General features: G+C 64.5%; 3 protein-coding genes. All 3 read right to left on the reverse strand.

Annotated elements, in window-relative coordinates; translation table 11 throughout:
• A partial coding sequence (locus AOZ49_RS31225) for an autotransporter outer membrane beta-barrel domain-containing protein (protein ID WP_156355801.1) occupies positions 1 to 1371 on the reverse strand: 1371 nt, incomplete at its 3' end.
• Positions 1372 to 1409: 38 nt separating this feature from the next.
• Positions 1410 to 3884, reverse strand: a complete 2475-nt coding sequence (locus tag AOZ49_RS31230) for an autotransporter-associated beta strand repeat-containing protein (RefSeq protein ID WP_054479779.1) — start codon at positions 3882 to 3884, stop codon at positions 1410 to 1412.
• A 4-nt stretch (positions 3885 to 3888) separates the two neighbouring features.
• A complete protein-coding gene (locus AOZ49_RS31235; protein WP_231690497.1) occupies positions 3889 to 7485 on the reverse strand; it encodes an autotransporter-associated beta strand repeat-containing protein in 3597 nt (1198 codons plus the stop codon).
• Positions 7486 to 7778 lie beyond the last annotated feature (293 nt).

Here is a 7778-nt window from a genome sequence, read left to right on the forward strand (position 1 = left end):
CGGCGTATCAACTGGCGGCACCACCACCGGCTTGTCGGCAGGCGGGACCACTGGCGTATCAACAGGCGGCACCCCTGGCTTGTCAGCAGGCGGAACCGCTGGCGTATCAACTGGCGGCACCCCCGGCTTGTCAGCAGGCGGAGCCGCTGGCGTATCAACTGGCGGCACCACCACCGGCTTGTCAGCAGGCGGAACCGCTGGCGTATCAACTGGCGGCACCCCCGGCTTGTCAGCAGGCGGAGCCGCTGGCGTATCAACTGGCGGCACCACCACCGGCTTGTCGGTAGGCGGAGCCGCTGGCGTATCAACAGGCGGCACCGCTGGCGTATCCACAGGCGGAACCACCGGCACATCAATAGGCGGCTCGACTGGCTTTTCCGTCGACGCGATCAAACTCGTCAGATACCAGTTGTTCTCATTTTTCCCCGAAGCCGAACCCTTTTGCAGCCGATAGTCATAAGCGCCGGCGACGATGCGGCCTCTTTGCACGAAGGCGTCCGCCGTGGAGGTCCCCGTCCGTATCAGTTCGATACCCTCGATCGTCTGCGCGCCAGCCCCTCCCTCGTTGGACACCACGACATAAGTCGTGCCGGTCGCGGCGCCACTGACGTGCAGCTTGTCCGTCTTGCTGGCGTCGCCGCCGAGCACCGTGCCGAAAGAGACCGAACCACCGTCCCCGACCCAGTCTCCGTCCTGGGTATAGACCTGGCCGGCGCAGTCGGCGCACGTATTCAGCATCAACATGCCGCCGTGGTTCATGTTTCCAACCACCTGGATGCCACCCATGGCCGCGGGCGCGCCCAGGTCGTTGAACAGGATGACGCCGCGGTTGTTCAGCTGTCGAATTCTCTGGACGGTATATCCGCCCAGGTTCAGGCTGGCGCCAGACGCCACGGTCAGGCCGGAGGAGTTCGCGAATGCGTTCGCCACGCCGGACTTGAGCGTACCTGCCTCGATCCGGGTCTCGCCCGTATGGCTCGTGGCAGTGCTCAAGGTCAGGGTGTTGTTGCCTCGCTTGATGACGTCACCCGTGCCTGAAATCGAATTCCCGAAGGTCACTGCATCGCTGCGATCAAAGGCCAGGACGGCATTGTTGACGATAGCCCCGCCAACCGAGCCACTCACAGCCCCGGCGCCAAGCTGCAGCACGCCTGCATTGATGACCGTGTTGCCGGTATACGTGTTCTCGCCAGACAGAATCAGGGTGCCCGCGCCATTCTTGTGCACGCCCACCAGCCCCTTGATCACGCCCGCGTACTGCGACGCATCGCTGCGGTCAAATACCATGCCTCCGAGGCCCGTGAAAGTAACGTCGGCGGCCAAGGTGCCACTTGCGCCGCCGTCGCCGATGCGTAGCGTGCCGCCTTCCACGGTGGTCAGTCCGGTGTAGGTGTTATTACCCGCGAGCGTCAGGACATTGCCCCCCCTTCTTGGTCACCGCCCCCGAGCCCGAGATCACGCCCGCGTAGGTCGCCGCGTTGCCACGATTGAAGACCAGCGTGCCTCGGTTGGCGATATTCCCGGTGACCGAGCCTGTATCGCCCCCCCGCGCCCAAAGCCAGCGTCCCGGCCGCGATCGTGGTATCGCCGCTGTAGATATGATCGCCGGCCAGCGTCAGCATGCCGGCGCCTTGCTTGGTCAGGCTGGCGCCATCCCAATGCGCGGACGGCTTCACATCCATCAACGATACGTCGACAGTGTCCTGCTCGCCGGCGGCCAGCGTGAAGGTGCCATGTTCCTGCCCGTTGTCAGCCAGCCAGCTCAGGCCATAACTGGCCAGGTAACGCTTTTGATCATCGGATTTTCTGGCGACCACCGTCAGGTAGTCGACCATCTTCTCGAATCCGCCCGATATGACCCGTGCAAAGTCGCCTTCGATGCCATCCGCCGCGCTGAACAGCACCTTGGTCTGGTTGGGCTTGTGAATGAAGCCGGAGAGGTCGAGCGAGACGTTGTCGCCGATGCGCACCTTGGAGGCGGTCAAATTGCCAAATGGCGCTCCGCTCTTGAGCGGCTCCAGCATGGACAGCGTCGCCCCGGCTTCGAGCACCACCGATCCGGACAAGGCCACGATCGCGGGCGCATGCACCGACAACGTGGCCCCGCCAGCGACGTTGATCCCTCCGCCGAGCGTATTGATGGCCGCCGTGCCGTTGCCGAATCTCAAGGTCCCGGCCTGGATCGCCGTATCGCCGCTATAGCTATTGCCGCCGCTGAGCACCTGCACCCCGCTGCCGGCCTGGGTCACTGTGCCCGTGCCCGAGATGGCGCCCGCATTTTGCGTCTTGCCGCTGTGGGCGAACACCAGGGCCGCATTGTTGAGGATGTTTCCGCGCACCGAGCCGCCCACGCCCCCGTCGCCAAGCTGAAGCACGCCGGCGTTGATGGCGGTGCCACCCGTGTAAGTATTTTCTCCCGACAGGATCAACCTGCCGGCGCCGTTCTTCGCGACGCTGGCCGCGCCGGAAACGGCACCCCCATACTGCGATGCGTCGCTGCGGTCGAACACCAGCGAGCCCACCGCATCCTGGAAGGCGATGTCGCCAGCCAAGGCGCCGCTTGCGCCGCCGTTGCCCACCCGCAGCGAGCCGGATTCGATGGTGGTCAGCCCGGTGTAGGTGTTATTGCCGGTCAAGGTCAGGGTGTTGTTCCCCTTCTTGGTGACCGTTCCGGCACCCGAAATCTCGCCCGCATAGGTCACCGCATCGCCGCGATTGAAGATCAGCATGCCCTGGTTGGCGATATTGCCCGCCACCGAGCCCGTTACGCCGCCCGCGCCCAGCGCCAGCGTCCCGGCCCCAATCGTGGTGGCGCCGGTGTAGGTGCTGTCGCCGGTCAGGGTCAGCGTCCCGAGGCCTTGCTTGGTCAGGCTGTTGCCGTCCCATCCCGTGGCGGCATTGGCGCCAGCGTTCCTGAGCGCGTCTTCAATGGTCTGCGCCAGGCCAGTGGCGATGGTGAACAAGCCGTTCGCCTGGCCATTGTCGAGCAGCCAGGTCAGGTCATAGTCCGCCAGGTACTGCTTGTTGTCGTCGGATTTCCGGGTGGTCAGCGTCAGGTAATCGACCTGCCTTTCGAACCCATCCGTGATGACACGCGAGAAATCACCCGTGATCGCCTCGTCGGCGCTGAATAACACCACGCCGCGCTGGATCTTGTGGGCAATGCCGGACAGCGCGAAGGTGACGTCGTTGTCGATTGACAGCTTGCCGGCCGTCAGGCCGGGGCCTGATGACATGCCCTTCAAGGCATCATGCAGGGCCAGCGTCGATCCATGCTGCAAAGCGACCTGGTCGGAAACACGGACGCTGGTCGGCACCTGGATCTCCAGGCGGGCTCCGTCAGCCACGGCCACGCGGCCAGCCAGCGCGTTGGCGGCAATTGCCCCGCCGCTGAATTTCAGGGTGCCCGCGTTGATGGTGGTCGGGCCGCCATAGGTGTTGCTTGCGCCCAGCGTCAGGGTGTTGCCGCCCTGCTTGATGAGCGCGCCATTGCCGGAAATCTTGCCTGCATAAGTGACGGCATCGCCGCGGTCAAAGATCAGCGTGGCATTGTTGACGACATTCCCTGCAATCGCACCCACGGTGCCGCCGTCGCCCAACTGCAGTACGCCGGCGTTGATGAGGGTGTCTCCGGAATAGGTGTTCCCTCCCGTCAGCAACAGTCGGCCACCGCCGTCCTTGGTGACACTGCCGCCACCTGAAACCACACTCGCGTATTGCACGTCGTCGCTGCGGTCGAAAACCAGCATGCCGTAGTTGTAGATATCGCCTACCACCGAACCCTTGGTGCCGCCCTTGCCGATGCGAAGCGTGCCACCGTAAATCGCCGTGCCTCCGGTATAGCTGTTCTCTCCCGTCAGGGTCAGCGTGCCTCCGGCTTTCAAGTAGTTATTGCCATGCGAAACAGACCCGGCTCCGGAAATCCCCCCCCCCGTATTCCACCGCATCGGAGCGCCGAAAGCCCACTCCGCCGGACTGAATGTGGATGTCTCCGGCCAGGGAGCCCGTCGTGCCATCATTGCCGATAGAGAGTTTGCCGTCGACCGTGGTGAGGCCGCTGTACGAGTTCTCGCCCAGAAACGTCACATCGCTGCCTTGCAGCTTCACGCTACCCGAGCCGGAGATCACATCGCGGTACTGACCGCCGCTGACGCTGTAGAACTCCAGGGTGCCGTGGTTGACGATATTCCCGGCCAGCAGATTGACCGTAAGCGCCGGAGAGCCAACCTTCAGCGTGCCGTCCTCGATGGTGGTGATCCCGGCATAGCCCCGGCCATCGCCCCACAGCGACACGGTATTGGTCCCTTTCTTGGTGATCGTGCCCGCCCCGGATATATAGCCCAAATTGAAAGCGACATCGTCGCTACGATCGAAGACCAGCGCAGCGCCATCCTCGATGGACAGATTTCCGGTGATGGAACCTGACGTGCCGCCATCACCGATACGCAACGTGCCAACGCGAACCGAGGTGACACCGCTGTAGCTGTTATTGCCGGTCAGGGTCAGCGTCCCGAGCCCTCGCTTGGTCAGGCTTGTGCCATTCCAGCGCTCGTCGGGGTCGGTATTGGCCTCCACCTCCTTGAGCGCCTCACTGACCGTGTCGTCGGTATCGAGCGTGAAGGTTCCATGCGACATGGAGGGATGCGCGTACCAGCTCAAGCCGTAACCGGCCAGGAAGCGGGTGCCGGATTTCCGGACGGTCAGCTTGCGATAATCCGTCGTGGGCACGTACCCATTACCCAATACAACATGGGCAAAGTCGCCCGTGATGCCACCGGACGAACGGAACAATTCGACTTCAGCGGCAGGCCTGTCGACGAAGTTGGGCAGATACAGGGTGGCGTCCTTGCCGATATTCATCGTGCCCATCGTCAGCCCCGGGGAAGACGATGTTGTTTGCATCGTGTCGCGCAACAGCAGCGTCGAGCCCGCCCCGATCGCCACGTTGCCACCCACTCGCAGCGTCGCGGAAGGGTCCTTGGCGAGTATGGCGCCCGGTGCGACCGTGAGGCCCCCGCTTAACACATTGAGGGACGTGCCGGCGCCCGGCGCCCCGAATTGCAGGGTGCCGGCATCGACAAGGGTATCGCCGGAATAGATATTGGTGCCGGTCAAGATCAACGTGCCGGCCCCCGCCTGCGTCAGGCTGCCCGTGCCGGACAACCTGCCTCCATAGGTCAAGGTGTCGCTGCGGTTGAAGACGAGCGCGGCATTGTTGGCGACATTCCCTTGCAGGGAGCCGGTGGCGCCGCCATCGCCGATCCGCAGCGTGCCGGCGTTGATGGTGGTGCGCCCCGTGTAAACGTTGTCGCCGGTCAGCGTCATCGTGCCGGCGCCATTCTTGGCCACCGAGCCCGTGCCGGAAATCTTCCCTGCGTACGTGGCCGCCTCGGCGCCATGGTCAAAGAGCACCTGGCCATCGTTGACGATATCCCCCAGCACGGTGCCGGTGGCGCCGCCACTGCCCAACTGCAACGAGCCATCCACGACGCGAGTGCCTGCGTCGTAAAGATTGTCAGCGCTGAGAATCAAGGTGCCGCCGCCGGCCTTGGTCAGGCTCCGGCCATCCCAGTCGGGATTCAACTGCGCCGTGTTGTTGGAAAGCGCTCCCGTCACCTCGAAGGTCTTGCCATCGGCCACGCGGAACGTGCCGCTGGCCGCCGAATCCAATCCGTCCCAGCGCAAGGAGTACTGCATGTTGCGCCCGTCGGTGTTGATGTAGCCGTGCTCCGACGCGGCTACGCCGTCCAGCAGCACGTCACCGGCGCGCCATGCCCCCGTGATGCCGCCGGTCGTGGTGATCAGACGCACCGCGTGCTGATCCCATCCGGTCAGGCCGGCGGATACCGTGGCCCCATCATCGAACGAGACGGCGCGAGCGGTCAGGCTGCTGCCCGGATCGAAGACCAAGGCGCCTGTTCCCAGGGCGGCGTCGCCGCTGAACGTCAATCCCTTGCCGGCCAGGGTGAGGCGGGTATGGGCGGCCGCCGTCAACGCGCCGCTCACCAGGGAGTCGACATTGCTGACAATGCGCAAGGCGGTCAGATGATCGGCATCCGCGCCCGCGGACAGTTTCACGCCGCCGGCCATCCTGGCCCCGCGTTCGAACGTCAGGGTATTTGCGCCGCCAGTCAGGACCAGCGCGCCATCGCCCGCATCGATGCTGCCGCGATTGGTGTTGGTGATGGTCAGGTCGCTGCCGCGCAGGTCCGCGCCCGCCGTCCGGATGACGCCGCGATTCGTGAGCGTCGCGCCAGCGGCCAAGGTCTGCGAGTGGCCGTCCAGGTTCCACTCCGCGTCCGCCCACACCGCCAGGTCCGTGCTGTAGGCAATCGCATCCGTTACCGCGGTATAGAGCGTGCCGGCGGTAATGGCGGTGGCGCCGGTGTAGGTGTTCTGGTTGCTCAATGTCAGGGCGCCGGTGCCGGCCTGCGTCACCGCGCCCGTGCCTGAAATCACGCCCGCGTAAGTCACCGCATCGCTGCGGTCAAAGACCAGCTCGCCCTGATTGACGATATTTCCGGCGACGGCGCCCGTCGTGCCGTTGTTGCCCACGCGCAGCGTGCCCGCTTCCAGCACGGTATCGCCGCTGTAGGTGTTGTCGCTGGTCAGGATCAGCGTGCCCGCCCCCTGCTTGGTCAGGCTGTTGCCGTCCCAATGGTCGCCGGCATTGACTGTGTTCAACGCCGCGCCCACGGTAAATGCCTCGTCGCCTCCGATCAGGAACGTGCCATGCGCCTGGGATGGCGTGTCGAACCAGGCCAGCCGCCAGCTCGCCAGGAAGTGCTCTGCATCATCGGATTTGCGGGTGCGAAGGGTCAGATAGTCCGCAACCCATTGGGTCGGATCCGCGGCGTCACGCTCCGCTCTTTTGCCGCCGATGGCGATATGGGCGAAATCGCCTTCGATTTTTCCGCTCGTCGTGCTGAACAGCAACGCGTCCGTGGCGCTGCCCTGGCCAACCCCGGACAGGTTGAAACCCACATCCGAACCGATGCTGACGGTTTTGGCCAACATGCTTGCCGGTGACTCGCCTGACTGGGCGCTCGCCGACGTGATGGACAACGTCGCGCCATCGCGCAACCTGACACTGCCGTCGAGAGTCATCGGGTTGCCGGCAAATCCGGCATCGGCCCCCGCGCCGACGATGACATCGCCTTTCACCCGGGCCGAGCTGCCGCCCCGGTTGAGGATCGACAAGCGCGGCGCGCCCAGGGTCTTGTCGTCATGCGACAGCACGATATTGCCGTCGATGCTCGAGCCGGCTTCGAGCGTGAGGGCGTTCACGCCTCCCGTCAGGGAAATGGCGGCGCCGTCCAGGCCTGACTTGGCAGTTCCTGATCCAGCCCCGCCCGCGCCCTTTTCGATGTCTCCGCTATTGATGATGGTGAGGTTGCTGCCGCTGATAGCGGCGCCGCCATTCCCGCCGACGACGCCATACGCAGGAATAGAAACGTCTCCGCCCGCGCCCGCTCCTCCGCCCAATATCTGGGCGCCGCCAGCGTTGATGATCCGCAGGCCATCCCCTTGTATTCCATTCCCGCCCGGGCCGCCTGGGGCCGCCGCATAATAAGGCTGCCCCCAGTTGTAGTAGTCCCTAATCCCCTTTGAACCTGAACCGCCCTGAATGACCAGACGGTTCGTGATGTTCAGGCGGCTTCCGCTGATTGCGCTCCCTGCCGAGGCTGGGGCGATCCTCCATGCACCACTATCACCCCCCCCGCCGCCTTGAAGAATGCCCGCATTGGAGATGCTGAACCCCGCCCCTGCAATCGCGC

The organism is Achromobacter sp. 2789STDY5608615, assembly GCF_001298995.1.
Taxonomy (GTDB): domain Bacteria; phylum Pseudomonadota; class Gammaproteobacteria; order Burkholderiales; family Burkholderiaceae_B; genus Achromobacter; species Achromobacter insuavis.